Source organism: Zooshikella harenae (genome assembly GCF_018837975.1).
Lineage (GTDB): Bacteria > Pseudomonadota > Gammaproteobacteria > Pseudomonadales > Zooshikellaceae > Zooshikella > Zooshikella harenae.
In genome coordinates, this window is sequence record NZ_JAGSOY010000355.1 from 1 (window position 1) to 584 (window position 584).

Genomic DNA, 584 nt, shown 5'->3' on the forward strand with positions numbered 1-584 from the left:
AGTATAGCTATATACATTAACTATGGTATTGTTGTTTATATAGACTATTTAATTCACTTTGCTATTGTGACATATATTGCTTTTTATATAGTTTATTAGGTTGTTCAATTTGTTGTATATGGTATAGTTTTTTATGAATGTAGAACTAGGGACAGGGTAGGGCTTGCTATACCGCCATAAATGGACGATATAGCAATCGGCGTCATTCCAGTCGTTACACTCCCTCCATTCTGCCTGCCTCCCTGCTCAGGGCAAGCCCCGAGACCCCAACAATAAGTGATCAATATGAGCCAAAGTGAAAATAGGAAAAAGACTAAAATAATAATGGTAAGAGTTACTGAAGATGAAAAGGAAGCATTGGAAGAAAAGGCCAGTGATACAGGTGTTAGTGTTCCTGAGTTTTTGAGGCGTGCAGGTTTAGGCAGAAAGACAAAAAGTAAAGTTGAATCTCAAATCATTAATGAGCTGAATCGGCTTGGTGGACTTCAAAAGCATCTATTTATTGAGGGGGGAAAGGGGAGGTTGTGGTCAAAAGAATATGCTGAAATCTTAAAAGCGATTAAAGAGGCTATAGGAAGAGTGGG

Annotated in this window: 1 protein-coding gene; it reads left to right on the plus strand. The window is 38.2% G+C overall.

What is annotated here, in order from left to right; translation table 11 throughout:
• Window positions 1-285 precede the first annotated feature (285 nt).
• Window positions 286-584: plasmid mobilization protein MobA (gene mobA / locus KCG35_RS26095; RefSeq protein WP_215822847.1), on the plus strand; the 299-nt coding region annotated here is incomplete at its 3' end.